We start from the raw sequence: 16,758 nt of genomic DNA on the forward strand, positions 1-16,758 counted from the left end.
GGGTGCCCGCAAGTAGCCAGCATGGCCCGTTTCCGATACCTTCCCCCGATTGCCGCCGCGCCCGCGACGTTGCATCCACTGCACACGACCGCATGAGCTTCGACACCCGATCCCCTACCCTGCTCGCCGACCTCGGCGGCACCAACGTCCGTTTCGCACTGGCCGACGTCGACCATCCCCAGCCGCTGCTCACCGAGAGCGTGCGACGCTACCGCGTGCGCGACTTCGCCACGTTGGCGGACGCGATCCGCCGGTACTTCGCCGACACCGGTCTGACCGCGCCGTGCGCGGTCATCGCTGCCGCCGGGCGCATCGCCGACGGCGAGACGGTGAAGATCACCAACAATCCGTGGGGAGTCGCGGCGCACGCGCTGCAGGCCGACCTCGGGATGGCCTCGGTCAAGCTGGTCAACGATTTCGCCGCACAGAGCATGGCCGTGCCGCTGCTGCAGCCGGAGCACCTGCAGGCAGTCGGCGAACCACCCCTGCCGCGGCTGGACCGCTGCGGCCACCAGACCTTCGTGGTGATGGGACCGGGCACGGGCCTGGGCGTCGGTGGGCTGTTGCGGCGCGAGGGGCACTGCAGCGTGCTGGAAAGCGAGGGTGGCCATGCCGGGTTCGCCGCGCACAGCCGCGAGGACATCGAGATCCTGCACCGGCTCAACGAGCGCTTCGGCCGCGTCTCCAACGAGCGGCTGATCTGCGGCGCCGGCCTGGTGAACCTCTATTCGGCGCTGGCCGACATCGCTGGCGAGCGAGCGCAGGACTACACCCCCGAGGACATCACGGCGCACGCCGGCGCCGGCACCGATCCCTTGTGCGTGCGCACGGTCGAGACGCTGGCCGGCATTTTCGGCTCCGTCGCCGGCGATCTGGTGCTGACCCTGGGCGGCTGGGACGGTGTCTACCTTACCGGCGGCCTGCTGCCGATCCTGCTGCCCTGGCTGCAGCGGGGCGTCTTCCGCCAGCGCTTCGAGGCCAAGGGGCGCTTCAGCGACACCATGCGCCAGGTGCCCACCGTCGCCGTGCTGCATCCGGAACCGGGCCTGCTCGGCGCCGCCGCGCTGGCGGTGATGGAAGCCGGCCGCCCGCTGCTGCCGCAGGCCTGAAATCCGCCCCTCACGCCCGCGTGGGCCGCACGTTTGCGTGATGTCCGTTCGGCGACACTGGCAGCCCCCTTGGGAGAGCCGCCATGAGCCGCAACAAAACCGCCTTCCTGTTCGACCTCGACGGCACGCTGGTCGACAGCGTCTACCAGCACGTGCTGGCGTGGAAGGAGGCCCTCGACCGCGAGGGCATCGAGCTCTCGGTATGGCGCATCCACCGCAAGATCGGCATGAGCGGTGGCCTCTTCACGCGGATACTGCTGCGCGAGACCGGCATCGAGATCACCGAGGACCGCGTGGCGCGGCTGCGCCGCTGGCACGCGCAGGCGTATGGCCGTCGCGCCGAGGCCGGCGGCGTGCAACCGCTGCCCCGTGCGCGTGAATTGCTGGCCTGGCTCACCGACGCCGGCCTGCCATGGGCCATCGCCACCAGCGGACGCATGGAGACGGCGGCGCACAATCTCGAGGCACTGGGGGTGGATCCGGCGAAAGTGCCGGTGATCACCCGCGACGACGTGCGCCACGCCAAGCCCGACCCGGACCTCTTCCTGGCCGCAGCCGACCGGCTGGGCGTGGACATCCAGCACGCGCTGGTGCTGGGCGACAGCATCTGGGACATGCTCGCTGCGCAGCGCTGCCGCGCGCTCGGCGTGGGCCTGCTCTCGGGCGGCTACGGCCAGGAGGAGCTGGAGCACGCCGGTGCCTTCCGCGTCTACGAGGATCCCGCCGACCTGCTGTACCACATCGACGAAGTCGCGGCGCGCGACTGAGCCGAAGCCCACGGCGCGGCGGCGGTGCCCGCGCCGGAAGGCTCGCTTTCGGCGGGCCACTTCGCGTCGGGCGACTGCGTCGAGGCAAGACTGACAAGCCATTTCAAGAGCCTCGACGGCACGGTGATCAGCGCCGTCGTCTGGTTGCCGTCCAACCGAGTGGAGCGATTCCTACGTCGTTGGGCTGCCAGGAGCTCTGGTGGTAGACCAACAGCCGCGAGCCATCCGGGGAAAACGCCGGCGGATTGCCGGCGGACACGTTGGGCCCGGCGCCACCTGCAGCTGCGCGAGCGCCCGCTATCGACGCGCTGCAGGAACAGGTCGCTGCGCCCGTCTGCGCCCGTCTGCGTTCATCGTGTACGCCGCGCTTCGCCCATCGGGCGAACACCCGGCTGGGGAGGCTGCCCACGGACATCGGTAATCCAGCACCGCATGGAGTGAAAGGTCGATCAGCGCGGCCTGGCTATGCCGTCGCGCACATCGAAGGTGGCGTTGCGGCGCAGTCCAGGCCGCCCGCGTGGCACGCGCATGTCTCTGCGCAGCGGGCAGACGCACCCCGGTTTCCCGTCGTGATGGCCTGAACAGGCTTGGTTCAACCGGGCGCCAGCAACGCGTCCAGGTCGTCCTGGTCGAAGCTGAGCTTCTCGCGCGCACCGCCGCCTTCGAGTACCGCCTCGGCGAGTTCCGCCTTGCGCGCCTTCAGTTCCTCGATGCGCTCCTCGACCGTGTCGGCGGTGATCAGGCGGAACACGAAGACCGGCTTGTCCTGGCCGATGCGGTGCGCGCGGTCGGAGGCCTGGGCCTCGGCGGCGGGGTTCCACCACGGGTCGTAGTGGATCACGGTGTCGGCGGCGGTGAGGTTCAGTCCCACGCCACCGGCCTTGAGCGAGAGCAGGAACAGCGGCACGTCGCCGTCCTGGAAGCGCTGCACCGGCTCGGCCCGGTCGCGCGTCTCGCCGGTGAGCATCACGTAGCGGATGCGCTTGCGGTCCAGTTCTGTAGCGATCAGCTTGAGCATCTCGGTGAACTGCGAGAACAGCAGCACCCTGCGCCCTTCGGCGAGCAGCGCCGGCAGCATGTCCATCAGCAACTCGAACTTGGCCGACTCGCGTACGCCGCGCGCGGCCTCCAGCTTGACCAGGCGCGGATCGCAGCAGACCTGGCGCAGCTTGAGCAGCGCATCGAGCACCACGATGCCCGAATGCTGGATGCCGCGCTGGGCGATCACCTCGCGCAACTCGTTGGCAAGGGTCAGGCGCAGGCTTTCATACAGCTCACGCTGGCGGCCATCGAGCACCACGCGGCGGGTGATTTCGGTCTTCGGCGGCAGCTCGGAGGCGACCTGCGCCTTGGCCCGGCGCAGGATGAAAGGCGCCAGGCGGCGGTTGAGGCGGTCCTGGCAGTCCTCGTCGCGCTGCTTCTCGATCGGCACGCGGTAGTGGCGGCGGAATGCGCCCTCGTCGCCGAGCAGCCCGGGCACGGCCAGGTCGATCTGCGACCACAGTTCGCCCAGGTGGTTTTCCAGCGGCGTGCCGGTCAGGCAGATGCAGCGCGGCGCGCGCAGGCTCAAGACCGCGCGCCGGGCCTGCGTGCGCGGGTTCTTCACCTGCTGCGCCTCGTCCAGCACGATCAGCGCGAATGGCTGCTTGCGCAGTGCGGATACGTCGCGCGGCAACAGCGCATAGCTGGTCAGCACGATGTCCTGTGCGCCCAGCTGCGAGAAGTCGCCGCTGCGTTGCGGGCCGTGCAGGGCAAGCACCTTCAGGCCCGGGGCAAAGCGCGCGATCTCCGACTGCCAGTTCGGGATCAGGCTGGTCGGCACCACCACCAGCGCCGGCTGCGCCAGCGCGCCGTGTTGCTTGAGCGCCAGCAGGTGGGTGATCAGCTGCAGCGTCTTGCCCAGACCCATGTCGTCGGCGAGTACGCCGCCGACGCCGGCTTCGGCGAGCGCGTTGAGCCAGCGCAGGCCTTCGCGCTGGTAGGGCCGCAGTTCGACGGTGAGTCCCTCGGGGACCACATCGCTGGCGCGCTCGGCGGCATCGCGCAGGCGCGCGGTAAAGCCGCGCAGGCCCTCGGGGGCGCGCAGCTCGCCTCCGCTGGGCAGCGCTTCGACGATTTCCTCCAGGCGGCCGGCCTGCACGCGCGGCAGGTGCAGCTTCTTCTTCGGGCGCTCGAGGTACTCCGCCAGCGGCGCAAGCAGGCCGCGCAGTTCCTTCAGGCGCACCGGCACACGCCGGCGCTCGTCGACCGGGGCGTACCAGACGGCATCTTCGGGCTCGTTCGGCGCAGGGCTCAGGTTCAACTGGTGCTCGGCCAGCGCCTGCGCCACCGCAGGCAGCAGGTTGTGGCGCTTGCCTTCGACCTCGATGCCGATCTCCAGGTCGAAGGCGTGGTCGTCGGTGTCCTCGGTGGCGTTGCCGTACCAGCGCACCGGACCCTCGAGCACCTCGAACGGGAAGCTGGGCGCGTAGTCGAGCTGGAAGCCTTCCGCCTCGAGCTTGCCGCGCAGGGCCAGCCAGCGCGCGGGCGTGTTCACCTCCAGCGCGCCGGCATAGCCCTTGCCGGGGAACAGCCAGGCGTCCTCGGGCAGCGTGTCGGCCAGGTCCCAGGGCAGGCCTTCGGTGTCCACGCCGGGGGTGAGGCCCGCCCGCTCGAGCTGCTCCATCGCCGAAAGCTCTTCGGCGCGGCGGCGGGCGATCTCGACCAGGTGGCCGTTGCGCACGCGCCTGACCAGTGGTTCGCCGCCGCGGCCGGGCAGGCGTTCGCCGGCGTAGTCGAAGGCCAGCCGTGCGTACGCCAGCGGCGGCGTGCCCGCAGCCAGGCGCGCATGGCGGGTCAGCGCATGCAGGGTCAGCACCGGCTTGGGCGCGAGTTCCGCGCGGCGCAGCTCGTCGAACACCTGCGGCGCGGGGAGGCGCTGGCCCAGCGGACTGTTCTTCAGCGCCCTGAGCAGCGGGCGGCCGGCTTCGTGCTTGAGTGGCGGCAAGTCCAGCCAATGGCTTTCGCGCGGCTCGGCCTCCAGCAGCCCCAGCACCGCATGCTCGCCGTCCAGATACCACAGGTTGTCCAGCCGGAGCAGGCGCTGGTTGTGACCCAGCCGGGGCAGCAACCGCTGGCTGCCGTCGTGCTCGAGTTGCCAGTGCCAGCCGAGCGGGTGGGCCTTGCCGCGCGAAAGGCGCAAGCCGGCCAGGCCGCCGAGGAAACACGGCGCGGTGTCGAGCATCTGCGCCAGCAGCGCATCGCCGATATGGCCGGCCAGGCGCACGTAGCTGCGTCCCTTGCGCACGCTCTGTGGCAGACCCAGCACGGCCGCGGCCAGATGCTGCTCATGCGGCTCCAGCGAGGCATGGGCGAGATGGCGGCTGTCCAGTGGCACTGGCCGCGCGTGGCGACCATGCTCGACGACGCTCAACGCCACGGGCGCGACGTCCAGATGGGCCCAGGACGCACCCTCCTCGGGCACGACCTCGAGGAAGAACCCCAGCACCTGGGTTTCCGCCGGGGACGGCGCCGGCGGCTTGAACAGGCGGCGCCAGGCCGGCGGCAAGCCGCCCCCGGCCATGTCCTCCGGGAGGGAGGCACGGTCGGCAGGCTGCTTTTCGTCCGGTTGCTGCATGCGCGTGCGGTCCGCCTTGCCAGCCAAAACCACGAGCTTAGCAAGGGGATGGGTGGCGTGCGCGTCGAGGGCGCAAGTTCGTGCGGGCGGCCGGCACAGCACCCGGGATGCGCGGACCGCGCTGGGTTTCACGCTAACCGATGGAGCCCCTTGCCAGACCTGGCACCTCACCCCTCATCTCCCTGCAGGAGAGAGGGCGCGGTCAGGCGTTGCCGAACAGGCCTTGCGGGTACTCGGGCTTCTGTTCGCGGCTCATCAGCATGCGCACGCCCTCGACCGGGGTCACTTCGCCATGCAACACGGCGCGCACACCGTTGGCGATGGGCAGCTCCAGGCCATGCTGTTCAGCCAGGCGGGAAACCTCGTCGGCGGTTATCACACTCTCGACCACCTGGCCGATCTGGCGAACCGCTTCGTTCAGTGCGATGCCCTGTCCCAGCGCCAGGCCCAGCCGGCGGTTGCGCGAGAGATCGCCGGTGCAGGTGAGCACCAGGTCGCCGAGGCCGGACAGGCCCATCAGCGTTTCCGGCCGCGCGCCGAGCGCCAGGCCCAGCCGCAGCATCTCGTTCATGCCGCGGGTGATCAGGCCGGCGCGCGCGTTTAGGCCCAGCTGCATGCCATCGGCCACGCCGGTGGCCACGGCCAGCACGTTCTTCATCGCGCCGCCGAGCTCGGCGCCGAGCACGTCGTTGCCCGAGTAGGCGCGGAAGTTGGGCGCATGCAGCAGCGCGGCGAGTGCCTTGGCAAAGGCCTCGTCGTCCGAGTGAACGGTCACCGCGCTTGGCAGGCCGGCGGCGACCTCGCGGGCGAACGAGGGGCCCGTGACCACCGCGGCCGGCCGGCCCGGCAGCTTCTGCGCCACCAGTTCGTGCAGGAAGCGGCCGGTGCCCGGCTCGAAACCCTTGGTCGCCCAGGCGATGGCGGCATCGGGCCCGAGCAGCGGCTTCAGGTCGTCCAGCATGCTGGCGAAGGCGTGACTGGGCACCACCACCAGCACGACGTCGGCATCGCGCACCGCGACCGCCAGTTCCGGCTCGTAGGAGAGCTCGGGCGGCAACTCCAGGTCCGGCAGGTAGCGCTGGTTGCGGTGGCTGGCGGCCATCGCCGCCAGCGCTTCGCGGTCGCGACCCCACAGCCGGGTGGTGACGCCATTGCGCGCGGCCAGGGCTGCCAGCGCGGTGCCCCAGGAGCCGGCGCCGAGCACCGCGAGGATCGGTTGGTCCCGCATGGAGTGGAGGTCAGCTGTTGAGCGTCGGTGCCTCGCCGCCGCCCGCCATGCGGCGCTGCTGCTCCGCGAACAGGGCGTCGAAATTGATCGGCTGCAGCAGGAACGGCGGGAAGCCGCCCTCCAGCACCAGCGAGGAGATCACCTGGCGGGCATACGGGAACAACAGGTTCGGGCAATAGCTGCCGATGATCCCGGCCTGGTCCTGCTCGCTGAAGCCGGCGATGCCGAACACGCCGGCCTGGTGCACCTCGGCCAGGTAGGCGGTGCGTTCGCCGATGGTGCAGGTCAGGGTCAGGCTCAGCACGACCTCGTACAGGTCGTTGCCCAGGTCGGTGGCGCGCTGGCCCAGATTCAGCTGCACCTGCGGCTGCGCCTGGTCGTTCTCGCCAATCTCCTGGAAGATCTGCGGCGCGTTGGGCGCCTCGAAGGACACGTCCTTGACGTAGATCTTCTGCAGCACCAGCTGCGGCATGGCCTGGCCGGCGGCCTGGTCGTTGGCGGGCGTGACTTCTGCCATGGTGGAATCCCTCGAATGCGTGAGTGCGGCGGAGCAAAGAGGACGATTGTTCCATACATCCGGCCGCCCTGCCATCGGGAACGGCCCGCCGGACTTGCGCAGAGGCCTGTTTTTCCGGGAGAATACGCGGCTCGATTCAGGCCTACCCGGTTTTCCGGGCCTTCCGCGACGCGATGCGGAACGCAAGCCGGCCCCGTTCGAAAGCAGCACCCTCCAGCTTCGCGTGGCGCCAAGGCGCCGCTGGGCCGATGCCGCCCTGGCCAACGGGCGGTCAAAACAACGATTACGGAGGCCCTCATGGCCCGTGTATGTCAAGTCACCGGAAAGGCCGTGCAGACCGGCAACAACGTCTCGCACGCCAACAACAAGACCCGTCGCCGCTGGTTGCCGAACCTGCACGAGCGCCGCTTCTGGGTCGCCAGCGAGAACCGCTGGGTGAAGCTGCGCGTCTCCAACGCCGCGCTGCGCACCATCGACAAGAATGGCATCGAGGCCGTGATCGCCCAGCTGCGTGCCCGCGGCGAGAAGGTCTGAGGATTGAACCATGGCTAACAAGACCCAAGATAAGATCCGCCTGATCTCCTCGGCCGGCACCGGCCACTTCTACACCACGCAGAAGAACAAGAAGAACACGCCGGAAAAGTTCGAGTTCAAGAAATACGATCCGGTCGTGCGCAAGCACGTGATCTACAAGGAAGGCAAGATCAAGTGATCGAAGAAAACCCGCCCTCGTGGCGGGTTTTCTTTTTGGGGCGAAGGCGCCTACCGATACCGACACGGTCGCCCGCGTTCCGGCTCGGATTCGATGGAAGGGCGGGCCGCGGCGTTGCCGCGGGCGATACCACGCTTTGGCGCAAATCGGGCCTCGATCGGTCCGCCACTACCCCTACTTGCTGCTCGGCCCGGCACGCAGATTGCCCCGGGCAAGCCTGGGGCTTCCTCGACCAGGCGAGCGCGCCTGCAAACCCGGGCTGCAGGTGTGCACGGGCACTCGGGCCAAGCGTTAGGACGAAGGCGGAACTCTCGCGCCGCGTTTGCGCTCCATCCCTAACCTGGCTTCGCTTCGCCAACGGAGACACGCCATGTCCAAGCTCCCCATCCGCCCGACCTTCGGCCTGGCCCTTGCCCTTGTCACCTTCGCCGCCGCGGCTGCCAACGGCCCGGTCACGGTGCGCTACGACCATCCGGAGAACTTCGCCGAAACCAGGGAAGTGAAGGCGTTCGCACCCTCCCGGGCCGATCCTGGCTACCTCGACAGGCTCAAGGGCTACATCGAAAAGAAGGCCGCCAAGTCGCTGGAGCCCGGACAGAAGCTCGACATCGTGGTCACCGACCTCGACCGCGCCGGCTCCTACCTGCCATCGGTGGGCTCGCCCAACCCGGTGCGGGTGGTCAAGGACGTCTATCCGCCACGGATGACGCTGCATTTTCGCCTGCTCGACAGCCAGGGGCGGGTGATCCGCGAGGGCGAGCGCAAGCTCACCGACCTCGGCTTCATGTACGACAACCCGGGCGGCTTCTCCGACACCGATCCGCTGCGCTACGAAAAGCACATGATCGACCGCTGGCTGGCGCGCGGACCAGCAAACCTCTGATTTTCGCCAGTGCAAAGAAAAAGGCCCGCCATCGAGGCGGGCCTTTCGTTTTTCCGATGGACTGGACTCAGGCTGCGACGCGATAGCCCTTCAACCGCCCGGCGAACTCCTGCAGTGAGCGGATGCCGCTCTGCTCGGCCTCGGCGATCCACTGCTGCAGACCCTTCAGCGCCTGCTCGGCGCCGCGCTGCTCCATCAGCGCCGCCAGGCGGTTGCGGTAATCGCACACGGTGCGCAGGGTCGGACGCTTCGCCAGCACGGCCTGCATGCGGGCACTGCCTTCGCTGTCCAGCCAGCGACCGCCATCGGCCAGCGCGCGGCGCAGGCGGCGCGGCATGGCCTTGAGGTTGTCGCCGGCATGGGCAGCTTCCTCGCGCAGCGTGGGCACGATCACGCCACGGTAGTAGTCGGTCATCGCCTGGAAGCGGTGCGTGAGCACGGCCTTGAGGGTCTCCGCGTCGGGCAGGTTCACGTTCGGCCGCACGTCCAACGAGGGCGCCACGCGCAGCACCTTCGCCAGGCCCAAGGCACGCAGACCGCAGATCGCCGCCCAGCCGATGTCGAATTCCCACTTGCGCAGGGCAAACTTGGCCGAACTGGGGAATGCGTGGTGGTTGTTGTGCAGCTCCTCGCCCCCGATCCAGAAGCCCCACGGGATCAGGTTGCGCGCGGTGTCGGCGCTCTCGAAGTTGCGATAGCCGGCCCAATGACCGATGCCATTGACGAAACCGGCTGCCCAGAACGGAATCCAGATCATCTGAACGGCCCACAGCGCCGCGCCGATCACGCCAAACAGCGCCAGGCTGATCAGCAGCATCAGGGTGGGGCCCCAGTACGGATGCGCCCCGTAGAGCTTGTGCTCGACCCAGTCGTCCGGCGTGCCGCGGCCGTACTGTTCCATGTCCTGCTTGGACTCGCAGGCATCGCGGTACAGCGAGACGCCGTCCCAGAAGACCTTCTTGATGCCGTAGATCATCGGGCTATGGGGATCTTCCTCGGTCTCCACCTTGGCGTGGTGTTTGCGGTGTACCGCGACCCACTCCTTGGTCACCATGCCGGTGGTCAGCCAGCCCCAGAAACGGAAGAAGTGAGCCAGCGCGGGATGGAAATCCACGCCCCGGTGGGTCTGGCTCCGATGCAGGTACAACGTCACCGTGAAGATGGTGAGCTGGGTCACCACCAGCATGTAGACCAGCATGGCGAGCCAACTGGCGTGGGTCACGCCGTTGGAAAGGAACGTCAGCACGGCATCGAGCATCAGGAAAGCACCGGGGTAGTTGAGAGGCAGTCTATCGGAGGGGTTTCCGTACCCGCCAGCATGGCGCAATGCGCTTCGCGCGTGCGTGAAGCGACCCGCAGGTTGACCAAGCGCGCCGCCGGTTGTGTAAAGGTTGGGGCGCCGTGACAATCATGCAATGACTTTGCCACAAACCCTGTTAAAGCTTGAGCAAGCCAGCCGCCGCCGCGCCGGCCGACCCGCGGTGCAGGGCCTCAGCCTCGTGCTGGAACGTGGCCAGGTACTGGGCCTGCTGGGCGTCAACGGCGCGGGCAAGTCGACCACGCTGTCGATGATCGCCGGCGCGCTGGCGCCCGACGGCGGCCACATCCTGCTCGACGGCGTGGACCTGGCCGAGCACCCGGCACTCGTGCGTCGCCTGGTGGGTTGGCTGCCCGAACGTGCCCCGCTGTGGCAGGAACTGACGGTGGGCGAACATCTGGACGCGCACGGTCGCCTGCGCGGGTTGAACGGTGCGGCGCTGAAGCAGGCGCGCACGCGCATGGTCGAACGGCTGGAGCTTGGGCCGCTGGAGCGCCGCCTTGCCGGCGTGCTCTCGCAGGGACAGCGCCAGCGACTGGGCCTGGCCTGCGCGCTGCTGCACCAGCCGGCGCTGCTGGTACTGGACGAGCCGGGCAACGCGCTCGATCCGGTGCAGGTCGCCGCGCTGCGCGGGCTGATCCGCGAACAGGCCGCGGCCGGTACGGCGGTGATCCTGTCCACCCACGTGCTGGCCGAAGTCACCGCCGTGTGCGACCGCGTGGCGATCCTGCACGATGGCACGCTGCGCTACGAAGGCACCCTGGCCGGGGACGACCACGCCGCGCTGGAGCGCCAGTTCTTCGCCATTGCCACCGCCAGGGCCGCCGCATGAGCGTGCTGGCGGTGACGCGGCTGGAGCTGCGCCGGCTGTTCGTGCGCCCGCTCGCCTGGGTGCTCGGCGCATCGACGCTGGCCTGGCTGGCTTGGAACTTTACCCTGATGCTCGGTAGTTTCCTGGCCGCACAGATCCGCCTGGCAGCGCTGCCCGACGGCCCGGGATACACCGACCTGGTCGCCGTGCCGCTGCTGGCCAAGCTGGCCGAGCTCGCATTCCTGGTGGTACCGCTGTTGTCGATGTCGGCCCTGGCCGGCGAGCGGCGCGAAGGCCGCCTGGCGCTGTTGCTGGGCATGGGCCTGAAGCCGTCGCACATCGTGCTGGGCAAGTACGCGGCACTGCTGGTATGGCTGCTGGCGTGGCTGGCGCTGGTGCTGGCGATGCCGCTGGCACTGGCGCATGCCACCGCGATCGACTGGGGCAAACTCGCCGCCGCCGCGCTCGGCATGGCCTTGCTGCTGGCCTCGCTCGCCGCGCTGGGACTGGCCTGCTCGGCGGTCGCCTCGCACCCGGCCATCGCCGCAGCGGTCGCGCTGGTGCTCACGCTGGCGCTGATGTGGCTGAACCTCGGCGCGCAGATGGCCGGTGTGGACGACGGCGCGATCAACTGGCTGGCGATGAGCTCGCACCTGCAGCCGCTGCTGCGCGGGCTGGTGGCCAGCCCCGATGTGGTGTGGTTCGTGCTGCTGGCGACCGTGTGCCTGGCACTGGCCATACGCCGCGTCGCGGCCGAGCGGGAGCGCGGCTGATGCGCCATCTATTCGGACGTCTGGACGGCTGGCTGTTTGCGCTGGCCCTGCTCGTCGGCGCCGGTGCCGTCGGCTACCTGTCTGCCCGTCATCCTCTCGTTGCCGACTGGACCGCGGGCGGGCGGGCCAGCCTCTCGCCGGAGAGCCGCGCCGTGCTGGGCAAGCTCGACGGCCCGGTGGAGATCGTCAGCTACGCCAATCCGCAGGGCGACCTGCGCCAGACCATCGCCGGCTTCCTCGAGCGCTACCGGCGGGTGAAGCCCGATCTCACGCTGCGCTTCGTGGATCCCCAGCGGGACCCGGCGAGGATGCGCGAGCTCGGCATCACCGTCGACGGCGCGATCATCGTGCGCTACCGCGGCCGCGAGCAGCGACTGGACGAACTTTCCGAGCGCAGCCTCACCAACGCGCTCGAACGGCTGGCCCGCGGCGGCGAACGCATCGTCGCGTTCGTTACCGGCGATGGCGAACGGCGCGCGGACGGCCCCGCCAACGCCGACCTCGGCACCTTCATGGCGCAGCTGGAGAGCCGCGGCATGCGCGCGGTGCCGCTCAACTTCGCGCAGGTCACCGCGGTGCCGCAGCACACCGACCTGGTGGTACTGGCCAGCCCCACGCTGCCGCTCGAACCGGGCGCGGTGCGTGCACTGGTGGACTACCTGGGCAACGGCGGCAACCTGCTGTGGCTCACCGAGCCGGCCAACAGCGACCTGAACCTCGCGCCGCTCGCCGATGCGCTGGGCTTGCGCGTGCTACCCGGCGTGCTGGTCGACGGCGGCGGTACCGCGCTGGGCCTGAAGGACCCACGGATGATCGCGCTGGGCGCCTACCCCGCGCACGCGATCACCCGCGGCTTCGAGCTCACCACGTTGTTTCCGCAGGTCGCCGCGCTGGCCCAGGTCAACCGCAACGACTGGGCAGTACAGGGCTTCCTGCAGTCCGGTCCGCAAAGCTGGACCGAATTCCAGCCGATCGGAAACAAGGCCAGCTCGACGATCCGCTTCGACGCCGCCGCGGGCGAACTGAAGGGGCCGCTGGACTTCGGCCTGGCGCTGTCCCGCCTCTCGCCCAGCCCGGACAAGAGCCAGCAGCGCGTGGCGGTCATCGGCGACGGCGACTTCCTCTCCAATACCTTCCTCGGCAACGGCGGCAACCGCGCGCTGGGCGAGCGTGTGTTCGACTGGCTGCTCGGCGACGACGCGCTGGTGAGCCTGCCACCGCGCGGCGCACCCGACCGCGTGCTGCAGATTGCGCAGACCGAGCTCAACATCGTCAGCCTGGGCTTTCTGGTCGGCTTGCCGACGTTGCTGCTGCTCATCGGCGCCGCGCTCGTATGGCGCCGGCGCCGGCGCTGATGCGACGCGCGGCCCGGCAGCGCTGGATCACCCTTGGCGCCTTACTGGTGTTGCTCGCGTTGGCCACGGCGCAGTACCGGCATGACCAGCGCCAGGCGCCAGGCACGTTGCTGGCACTCGATCCGGCCTCGATCGTCCATGTGGTGCTCACGCTGCCCGGCCTGCCGCCCGAGAACTACCAGCGGCACGATGGCCACTGGTGGCGGGCCGACGGCCGCCGCGCCGACGAGGGCCGGCTGCAGGAGCTTGTCGACATCGCGCAGGCACCGGTGATCAGCTGGCGGCCAGCCGCGGATTTCGATGCAGCGAAGATCGGCCTGGCGCCGGCGATGGCACGTCTGCAACTGGACGGTCAGGTACTGGACTTCGGCACGACCGCCGTGACCGGCCCGCTGCGTTACGTGCGCGTGGGCGAGCGCATCGCACTGGTACCGCTGCGCTACACGCCGCGCCCGGCCACGCAGGATGCCCAACGCATTCACTGACGGGTGTGGCCGGCTGGACGCCGGCCTGGCCGGTCGCGGATGCCGCGGGCGCTTGTGGCGTGGGCGGCCGGGCCCATATCGGACGGATCGGATGCTCAGGAGAATTACGCGATGAGCCAGCAGGTGATGGGTGTGTTCGGCATGGGCGTGATGGGCCGCAGCCTCGCGCTGAACATCGAAAGCCGCGGCCACGCGGTTTCGGTCTACGACCACGATCCTGCCTTCACTGACCAGGCGATGGCGGCACACCCGGACCGTCGGCTGATACCCTTCCACGACCTGCCCGCCTTCATTGCCTCGCTTGAACGTCCACGGCGCATCCTGCTGATGATCAAGGCCGGCCCGCCGGTCGACGCGATGCTGGAGGCGATGAAGCCGATGCTCGAGCCGGGCGACATCGTGATCGACGGCGGCAACAGCTACTACCGCGACACCATCCGCCGCGAGCAGGCGATGCAGGCGGCCGGCCTGAACTTCATCGGCTGCGGCATTTCCGGGGGCGAGGAAGGCGCGCTGCACGGACCGTCGATCATGCCGGGCGGCCCGCGCGAGGCCTACGCCCAGGTCGAGCCGATCCTCACCGAAATTGCCGCGCGCGCGCCCGACGGCACCCCCTGCGTGGCCTGGATGGGGCCCAACGGCGCCGGCCACTACGTGAAGATGGTGCACAACGGCATCGAGTACGGCGACATGCAGCTGATCGCCGAAAGCTACGCTGTGCTGCGCCGCGTGCTGGGCCTGTCGAATACCGAGCTGGCGCAGGTCTACGCGGACTGGAACCAGGGCGAGCTCGACAGCTACCTGATCGAGATCACCTCGCGCATCTTCTCCCGCAGGGACGAAGGCACCGGCCGCGACCTGGTCGACGTGATCCTCGACCGCGCCGGCCAGAAAGGCACCGGCCAATGGACTTGCCAGGACGCGCTGGAAATGCGCGTGCCGCTGCCGTTGATCACCGAGGCGGTGTTCGCGCGCGGGCTGTCCGCGCAGAAGGACGAGCGCGTGGCCGCCAGCCGCGTGCTTCACGGCCCTGAGGCCACCTTTGCCGGCGACCGCGCCGCGTTCGTCGAAGCGGTGCGCCGCGCGCTCTACCTGGGCAAACTGATTTCCTATGCACAAGGCTTCGCGCAACTGCGTGCCGCCTCGCAGGCGCACGACTGGGACCTGGACTACGCCACCATCGCGAGCATCTTCCGCGCCGGCTGCATCATCCGCGCAGGTTTCCTGGAACGCATCATGGAGGCCTACACGCGCGATCCGGGGCTGACCAACCTGATGCTCGATCCGTACTTCGCCGACGTCGCCAGCCGTTACCAGCAGGCGCTGCGCGACGTGGTCGCCACCGCGGTCGCCTACGGCGTGCCCGCGCCATGCCTGGCTTCGGCCATCGCCTGGTTCGACGGCTACCGCAGCGAGCACCTGCCCGCCAACCTGCTGCAGGCGCAGCGGGACTACTTCGGCGCGCACACGTTCGAGCGGATCGACCGTCCCGGGAGTTTCCACGTCGAGTGGGAAGGCTGAGGCGAGGCCCTTCTTTCGTGCCGGAGCTTCCCGAAGTCGAAACCACCCGCCGCGGCATCGCTCCGCACGTGGAGGGCCGCCGCGTCGATGCGGTGATCCTGCGCCGGCCGGACCTGCGCTGGCCGATCCCACGCGAGGTCGGCGACCTGCTCCCGGGCCAGCGCATCGACGCGGTCGAGCGCCGCGCCAAGTACCTGCTGCTGCACACGCGCGCCGGCAGCGCGCTGATGCATCTGGGCATGAGCGGCATGCTGCGCGTGCTGCCGCCGGATGCGCCGCTGGGCCCGCACGACCACGTCGACATCGCGCTGGCGGCCGAGACGAACCGCCCTGCCCGCGTACTGCGCTTTACCGATCCGCGCCGCTTCGGCTGTCTGCTCTGGCAACCGCCCGGGCAAACCCATGAACTGCTCACAGCGCTCGGTCCGGAGCCGCTCACCGACGCCTTCGACGGCGACCTGCTGTGGCAGCGCTCGCGCGGCCGCAGCGCGGCAGTCAAGCTGTTCCTGATGGACAACGCCGTGGTCGTGGGCGTCGGCAACATCTACGCCAGCGAGGCGCTGTTCGCCGCCGGCATCGACCCGCGCCGCGCTGCCGGCAAGGTCTCGCGCGAGCGCTATGGGCGGCTGGCGGCGGAGGTCAAGCGCATCCTGGGCTGGGCGATCGAGCGTGGCGGCACCACCCTGCGCGACTTCCTCAATCCCGATGGCGCGCCCGGCTACTTCTTCCGCGAGCTCAACGTCTACGGCCGGGCCGGCGAGCCATGCAAGGTATGCGGCACACCGGTCCGCCAGGTCACGCTGGGCCAGCGGTCCACCTTCTGGTGCCCGCGCTGCCAGCGTTGAACCCGCTCAACTCTGCCGGCTCCGCGCCTACCCTGCCTGGGCCGGCCAGTCGAAGGCAACGTGGGTGTTGTTGAAGCGCGGATCGTCCAGGCTGCCGCTCGGATGCGCGACCAGCCCGCCCGCCAGGCCATCGACCTCCAGTGGCTGGCCCTCGACGAAACGGGCGCCCAGCGCCGCCAGCTCGACCAGCCGTTCGCACAGCAGGCCAGCCTGGCCGGCCTGCGCATCCGGCACGCGGCGGAAGCTCAGGTCCGGCCGGCCGAACTTGCGCAGGCCGCGCGTGTAGACGTGCGAACGCCCGTCCCCGTCGTCTTCGTTGCGCAGGATCAGCACGTGGTTGCGCGGCGGCGCACCGCCTGCGACCAGATAGTGGCGGCGCCAGCCTTCGGCATCGAACAGGGTGAGGATCTGCGGATCCAGGATCGCGCTGCCACCCACGTCCAGCAGTCCGGCAAGCACCCCCAGCGTGTCACGCAGGTAGTCCAGGCTGTCGCGGTCGGGCAGCTCGCCGCGGATCACCAGCACGTCGGGCGCGGCGCGGGCGCGGTCGAAAGCATCCGGCGCGTCCTCCTGCAGCAGCTCGCCCAGCGCACCCTTGAGCGGATAACCTTCCCAACCGCGCAGCGCATTGTGGGCAAAGCGCTGCAGCTCCACGCCTTCGGGCAGGCCGCGGCTGGCGTAGCGCGCGGCGGGGATCGCCAGGTCGACGGCGAAGCGGCCGAACACGTAGAAGTAGAGGACGACGGTTTCCTCGCTTGGCTGCCAGTACGGGCGGGGCCAGGCTTCCGGGGTGGCGGTCATGCAGGCTTCCTTCGGTC

At 69.6% G+C, this 16,758-nt stretch carries 16 protein-coding genes; 11 read left to right on the top strand and 5 right to left on the bottom strand.

Annotated features, from left to right (window positions below; translation table 11 throughout):
- Positions 1-92 precede the first annotated feature (92 nt).
- Complete coding sequence (gene glk, locus BMZ38_RS12240) at positions 93-1,109, top strand: glucokinase (RefSeq protein ID WP_091337936.1); 1,017 nt, start codon at positions 93-95, stop codon at positions 1,107-1,109.
- An 83-nt stretch (positions 1,110-1,192) separates the two neighbouring features.
- Positions 1,193-1,876, top strand: coding sequence for an HAD family hydrolase (locus tag BMZ38_RS12245; protein ID WP_091337940.1), 684 nt, complete (start codon positions 1,193-1,195; stop codon positions 1,874-1,876).
- Between the two features lie 592 nt (positions 1,877-2,468).
- Here BMZ38_RS12245 and BMZ38_RS12250 read toward each other — a convergent pair.
- The 3 genes from BMZ38_RS12250 to secB all read right to left on the bottom strand — a co-directional run bounded on the left by BMZ38_RS12250 (position 2,469) and on the right by secB (position 7,237).
- Entirely contained in the window at positions 2,469-5,492 is a 3,024-nt protein-coding gene (locus BMZ38_RS12250; protein ID WP_091337943.1) for a DEAD/DEAH box helicase, read from the bottom strand.
- 202 nt (positions 5,493-5,694) lie between these two features.
- Complete coding sequence (locus tag BMZ38_RS12255) at positions 5,695-6,720, bottom strand: NAD(P)H-dependent glycerol-3-phosphate dehydrogenase (protein WP_091337947.1); 1,026 nt, start codon at positions 6,718-6,720, stop codon at positions 5,695-5,697.
- Between the two features lie 10 nt (positions 6,721-6,730).
- Positions 6,731-7,237, bottom strand: a complete 507-nt coding sequence (secB, locus tag BMZ38_RS12260) for a protein-export chaperone SecB (RefSeq protein WP_091337951.1) — start codon at positions 7,235-7,237, stop codon at positions 6,731-6,733.
- A 297-nt stretch (positions 7,238-7,534) separates the two neighbouring features.
- On the opposite strand from secB, the gene rpmB reads away from it, so the two are divergent.
- From rpmB to BMZ38_RS12275, 3 genes are all read left to right on the top strand, one after another.
- On the top strand, positions 7,535-7,771 hold the full coding sequence (gene rpmB / locus BMZ38_RS12265; RefSeq protein ID WP_091337955.1) for a 50S ribosomal protein L28: 237 nt from the start codon (positions 7,535-7,537) through the stop codon (positions 7,769-7,771).
- A gap of 10 nt (positions 7,772-7,781) precedes the next feature.
- A complete protein-coding gene (gene rpmG, locus BMZ38_RS12270; protein ID WP_017463578.1) occupies positions 7,782-7,949 on the top strand; it encodes a 50S ribosomal protein L33 in 168 nt (55 codons plus the stop codon).
- A 370-nt stretch (positions 7,950-8,319) separates the two neighbouring features.
- Positions 8,320-8,832: a DUF3016 domain-containing protein gene (locus tag BMZ38_RS12275; RefSeq protein WP_091337958.1), complete on the top strand. Its 513-nt coding sequence runs from the start codon at positions 8,320-8,322 to the stop codon at positions 8,830-8,832.
- Between the two features lie 67 nt (positions 8,833-8,899).
- On the opposite strand, the gene BMZ38_RS12280 is transcribed toward BMZ38_RS12275, so the two are convergent.
- Positions 8,900-10,090, bottom strand: a complete 1,191-nt coding sequence (locus BMZ38_RS12280; RefSeq protein WP_091337961.1) for a DesA family fatty acid desaturase — start codon at positions 10,088-10,090, stop codon at positions 8,900-8,902.
- A 157-nt stretch (positions 10,091-10,247) separates the two neighbouring features.
- Between BMZ38_RS12280 and BMZ38_RS12285 the strand changes: the two genes are divergently transcribed.
- The 6 genes from BMZ38_RS12285 to mutM all read left to right on the top strand — a co-directional run bounded on the left by BMZ38_RS12285 (position 10,248) and on the right by mutM (position 15,940).
- A complete protein-coding gene (locus tag BMZ38_RS12285; protein ID WP_091337965.1) occupies positions 10,248-10,982 on the top strand; it encodes an ABC transporter ATP-binding protein in 735 nt (244 codons plus the stop codon).
- The gene (locus tag BMZ38_RS12290; protein WP_091337970.1) at positions 10,979-11,734 is read left to right on the top strand and encodes an ABC transporter permease; all 756 of its coding nucleotides are present in this window, start codon (positions 10,979-10,981) and stop codon (positions 11,732-11,734) included. The genes BMZ38_RS12285 and BMZ38_RS12290 overlap by 4 nt, the downstream gene beginning before the upstream one ends.
- Positions 11,734-13,089, top strand: coding sequence for a GldG family protein (locus BMZ38_RS12295; protein WP_091337971.1), 1,356 nt, complete (start codon positions 11,734-11,736; stop codon positions 13,087-13,089). The genes BMZ38_RS12290 and BMZ38_RS12295 overlap by 1 nt, the downstream gene beginning before the upstream one ends.
- Positions 13,089-13,574, top strand: a complete 486-nt coding sequence (locus BMZ38_RS12300) for a hypothetical protein (RefSeq protein ID WP_091338384.1) — start codon at positions 13,089-13,091, stop codon at positions 13,572-13,574. Before BMZ38_RS12295 ends, BMZ38_RS12300 begins: the two co-directional genes overlap by 1 nt.
- A gap of 111 nt (positions 13,575-13,685) precedes the next feature.
- On the top strand, positions 13,686-15,095 hold the full coding sequence (gndA, locus tag BMZ38_RS12305) for an NADP-dependent phosphogluconate dehydrogenase (protein WP_091337976.1): 1,410 nt from the start codon (positions 13,686-13,688) through the stop codon (positions 15,093-15,095).
- 17 nt (positions 15,096-15,112) lie between these two features.
- Positions 15,113-15,940, top strand: coding sequence for a bifunctional DNA-formamidopyrimidine glycosylase/DNA-(apurinic or apyrimidinic site) lyase (gene mutM / locus BMZ38_RS12310; RefSeq protein WP_091337979.1), 828 nt, complete (start codon positions 15,113-15,115; stop codon positions 15,938-15,940).
- Between the two features lie 27 nt (positions 15,941-15,967).
- On the opposite strand, the gene BMZ38_RS12315 is transcribed toward mutM, so the two are convergent.
- Positions 15,968-16,741 (bottom strand): hypothetical protein, encoded by a 774-nt coding sequence (locus BMZ38_RS12315; protein WP_091337982.1) that lies wholly within the window; start codon positions 16,739-16,741, stop codon positions 15,968-15,970.
- Between the last annotated feature and the right edge of the window lie 17 nt (positions 16,742-16,758).

The sequence above is a fragment of the Frateuria terrea genome, assembly GCF_900115705.1.
GTDB classification, from domain to species: Bacteria; Pseudomonadota; Gammaproteobacteria; order Xanthomonadales; family Rhodanobacteraceae; genus Frateuria_A; species Frateuria_A terrea.

What these genes read in the sequence shown, in the direction of transcription:
- BMZ38_RS12280 (WP_091337961.1), bottom strand. Translation starts at nt 10,090, where the DNA reads ATGCTCGATGCCGTGCTGACGTTCCTTTCCAACGGCGTGACCCACGCC.
- glk (WP_091337936.1), top strand. Translation starts at nt 93, where the DNA reads ATGAGCTTCGACACCCGATCCCCTACCCTGCTCGCCGACCTCGGCGGC.
- BMZ38_RS12295 (WP_091337971.1), top strand. Translation starts at nt 11,734, where the DNA reads ATGCGCCATCTATTCGGACGTCTGGACGGCTGGCTGTTTGCGCTGGCC.
- BMZ38_RS12250 (WP_091337943.1), bottom strand. Translation starts at nt 5,492, where the DNA reads ATGCAGCAACCGGACGAAAAGCAGCCTGCCGACCGTGCCTCCCTCCCG.
- BMZ38_RS12315 (WP_091337982.1), bottom strand. Translation starts at nt 16,741, where the DNA reads ATGACCGCCACCCCGGAAGCCTGGCCCCGCCCGTACTGGCAGCCAAGC.
- rpmG (WP_017463578.1), top strand. Translation starts at nt 7,782, where the DNA reads ATGGCTAACAAGACCCAAGATAAGATCCGCCTGATCTCCTCGGCCGGC.
- BMZ38_RS12275 (WP_091337958.1), top strand. Translation starts at nt 8,320, where the DNA reads ATGTCCAAGCTCCCCATCCGCCCGACCTTCGGCCTGGCCCTTGCCCTT.
- rpmB (WP_091337955.1), top strand. Translation starts at nt 7,535, where the DNA reads ATGGCCCGTGTATGTCAAGTCACCGGAAAGGCCGTGCAGACCGGCAAC.
- secB (WP_091337951.1), bottom strand. Translation starts at nt 7,237, where the DNA reads ATGGCAGAAGTCACGCCCGCCAACGACCAGGCCGCCGGCCAGGCCATG.
- BMZ38_RS12300 (WP_091338384.1), top strand. Translation starts at nt 13,089, where the DNA reads ATGCGACGCGCGGCCCGGCAGCGCTGGATCACCCTTGGCGCCTTACTG.
- BMZ38_RS12255 (WP_091337947.1), bottom strand. Translation starts at nt 6,720, where the DNA reads ATGCGGGACCAACCGATCCTCGCGGTGCTCGGCGCCGGCTCCTGGGGC.
- BMZ38_RS12290 (WP_091337970.1), top strand. Translation starts at nt 10,979, where the DNA reads ATGAGCGTGCTGGCGGTGACGCGGCTGGAGCTGCGCCGGCTGTTCGTG.
- BMZ38_RS12285 (WP_091337965.1), top strand. Translation starts at nt 10,248, where the DNA reads ATGACTTTGCCACAAACCCTGTTAAAGCTTGAGCAAGCCAGCCGCCGC.
- BMZ38_RS12245 (WP_091337940.1), top strand. Translation starts at nt 1,193, where the DNA reads ATGAGCCGCAACAAAACCGCCTTCCTGTTCGACCTCGACGGCACGCTG.
- gndA (WP_091337976.1), top strand. Translation starts at nt 13,686, where the DNA reads ATGAGCCAGCAGGTGATGGGTGTGTTCGGCATGGGCGTGATGGGCCGC.